Below are 3,139 nucleotides of genomic sequence, written 5' to 3'. Positions count from 1 at the left end.
GCGATCGTCCCCGATGCCCCCGGCCCGTTCGTGCCGCCTAAGGGGTTCACCACAGCGACGGGTCCCGCCGTCGACGTGATCGTCCCGGAGGCCTACGCCCGGTGGGATCCACATCAACAGCGCGGATATCTCGCCCAACGCCTGATCAACGCGGCCGAAGGACGCACCGTCGCCTTCGCCTACGATTGCGTCCGGGTCGCGGGACAGCGCGACCGCCACCGGGACCCGTGGGAGACCGCCGCCTCGATCGTCAGCGCCTCGATGGCGTTGTCCCGGCACGGCGCCTCGCGTCTGGTCACCACCGCGGTCGAGTTGACCGAGCGGCTCCCCCGTACCGCGGCCTTGCTCGCGACCGGATGGATCGGCATCCTCGCCGCCCACACGATCGCCGAGGAGACCGCGATGGTCTCCGATGAGCTCATGCCCGAACTCGACAGGCGGATCAGTGAGGCACTGGCTCCCACCAGGCGCCGCACACACCCGCCGAGACTCGGCCCGCTACGAAAGATGCTCACCAAGACCGTCTCGGCGTGCGACCCGGTCGGGGCCGACGCCAGGGCGAGGGAGGCGCGGCGGGACCAGGACGTCGAGATGGCGCCGCTGGCCGACGACAGGGCCCTCATCACAGCGCACCTCACCGCGGAGACCGCCGTGGAGATCGCCGACCGTATCGAGGCCCTCGCGCGCACCGCCTCCGAGGACGACCCGCGTTCTCTCGGTGAGTTGCGTGCCGCGGGCCTACTGGCGCTGAGTCGCGGGTGGGCCTGCCTGCCCGACGTCGACGGCGAACACCCCGGTGACCCGGACGGACAGGCGGCCGCTCGGCGGGTGACCATCTACGCCTATGACGACGGCAGTCCGGACAACCGTGGCCTCACGCTGGCCGGCTACGGGCCGATCACCGGTCACACCGCCGACCAGCTGGAGCGCAGCGCTCGTCGCCGGATCGACTCACTGGCAGATCTCGCGGACCCCGACTGCTACGCGGCCCGGCGGTACACGCCCTCCGAGGCGTTGGCACGCTTCTGCAAGGGCCGCGACGGCACCTGTGTCTTCCCCGGGTGCCACACGCCGGCCGAGAAGACCGACCTCGACCACATCATCCCGTTCGACCATGACAACCCGGAGTGCGGCGGGCACACCACGTCCGATGATCTCGGCTCCCTCTGCCGCTTCCACCACCGACTCAAGACCGAGGGAATCTGGGCTTACTACCGGGACATCGACGGAACCTACGTCTGGCTCCACGGCCCCAATCACCCGGAGGCCGATCCGGGAACGCGCATCACGACGGCCCCCGGTGGACCGCTGGCCGCGCTCGCCCCGCCGCGGCATCCGGAGTCCAGCCGACGGCAGCAGAACGCGGCCGAAGCCGGCAGGACCGGCAGCGGCTCACCGGCGTCGAGGAGGCGCCCCCACCTGCGTCACCGCCGCGCGGCGGAGCGCAGCAGACTGCGGGCCCAGGCGCACCATCGTCAACAGGAACCCCGGTCAGGGCGCCCGCCGCGCTCGGCTCCCCCGCAGGATGACCGGCCCCAGCAGGACCAGCCGCGGTCCTCGGCGTTCGATGATGAGCCGCCGTTCTGATGGCGGGGCCGTCAGTAGCGGGGTCTCGTCGGGTACCAGCCGTCGTCGGGGCGGTGCGGGCCGATCGACCGGACCTCGCGGAACTCGAAGCCCGCGAAGTCGTCCGCGAGGCGGTCCCAGTTCTCGCGAGTGATCGCGGTGGTGACCGCCCCCGCGATGCGACCGACACCTCCGTAGATGCCGGACAGCTGGTTTCCGGTGACGCCCATGGACGTGCGCGCGCCGGTCGAGAAGTGGTGCAGCCTGGTCACCCAGGGCGCGGAGCCCGGTCGGCGTTCGGTGAACTCGAAACCCGGTCCGAGGTAGGGGTTGCGTCCTGCCGGGTGGCCGGCGGCGAAGTCGTGCACGTCGGCCCACAGGGCGATGTCGTCGACGAACTCCGCGAGCTCCGGGCGCAGTCGCAGGTCGACCTCGTACCCGGTCGCGGCGATCACCACATCGGCGTGGAACCGGCCGGCGGGGGTGACGATGGCGAGCTCGGTCCCGCCCGCGCCGTCGTCGACCACCGCGACCGAGTCCCAGGCACAGCCTGTGCGCAGCGCGAAGTCGGGATGGGCGAAGCACCGCCACACCGTGTGCTGGGTCGGCGGCTGCGGCAAGCCCCCGCTGAGGAGGGTGAAGTCCCACTTCGCGCGATCGTCGAGGTCGTAGAAGCGTTCCTGCATGCCGGGGAACTCCATCCACCGCAGCGGGTTGGAGTCCGGGACGGTGTCCCGCCGCATGAACACCTCCGCTCGCGCGGCGCCGTGGTCGAGCGCGGTGGCGGCGTTGTCGAACCCGGAGGCTCCGCCGCCCAGGACGGCGACCCGCCGGCCGCGCAGGGCCTCGAAGTCGATCGGGTCCTCGGTGTGGAACCAGCGCTCGCGCGGCAGCGCACGGACCATCTCCGGCACTCGCTGTCCGCCGCCGCCGCTGAGGCCGAGGGCGAACACGATCCGCCGGGCGGTCACGGTCTGGGTGGTGGCCCCGTCGGCGGCGGCCACCTCCACGACGAACGGGCCATCCGCCGTGGCGGGTCGGTGCACGGCGGTCACCCGCGTCTCGTGGCGGACCTCGATCCCCGCTGCCTCGCGATACCAGCGCAGGTAGTCGTTCCAGTCCAGGCGCGGAACGAGGTCGATCTCCTGCCACGCCTGCTCGCCGTAGACCGCCTCGAACCAGCGGCGAACGTGCAGCGACGGGACGTCGAACTCGATGCCGCGCATGTGTTTGGGGCTGCGCAGGGTGTGCATGCGTGCGTAGCGGTCCCAGCAGCCCACCCGGTCGGCGGGCCCGTCATCCACCACCAGGACCCGGTCGATCCGTTGACGTCCGAGGGCGAAGGCGGCGCCGAGTCCGGCCTGACCGCCTCCGATGACGAGCACATCGAGTTGCGCGCATCCGGGTTCGCGCGGGATCCAGTCGCGAGCATGGCTCGTGGTGGCGATGTCCTCGCGGACGCGCGCGGTCAGCGCGGCCAGCCTGGCGTCGGCGTCTGCGAGACGACGGGGGCTGCGGCCCGCGGTGGCGGGGCTGGTGTCGCCCGGAGTGGGCAGCGTGGGCGCGTCGGGCA

Annotated in this window: 2 protein-coding genes; one reads left to right on the top strand and one right to left on the bottom strand. The window is 72.1% G+C overall.

Annotation, left to right across the window (positions count from 1 at the left end):
• On the top strand, positions 1-1,587 hold a 1,587-nt coding region (locus tag G6024_RS05410), incomplete at its 5' end, for an HNH endonuclease signature motif containing protein (RefSeq protein ID WP_241728213.1).
• A gap of 11 nt (positions 1,588-1,598) precedes the next feature.
• Here the strand turns inward: G6024_RS05410 and G6024_RS05405 are convergent.
• A partial coding sequence (locus G6024_RS05405) for a SidA/IucD/PvdA family monooxygenase (protein WP_338122133.1) occupies positions 1,599-3,139 on the bottom strand: 1,541 nt, incomplete at its 5' end.

It is taken from the genome of Dietzia maris, assembly GCF_014144855.1.
GTDB classification, from domain to species: Bacteria; Actinomycetota; Actinomycetes; order Mycobacteriales; family Mycobacteriaceae; genus Dietzia; species Dietzia kunjamensis.
This window is presented reverse-complemented; position numbering and strand designations above follow the sequence as displayed.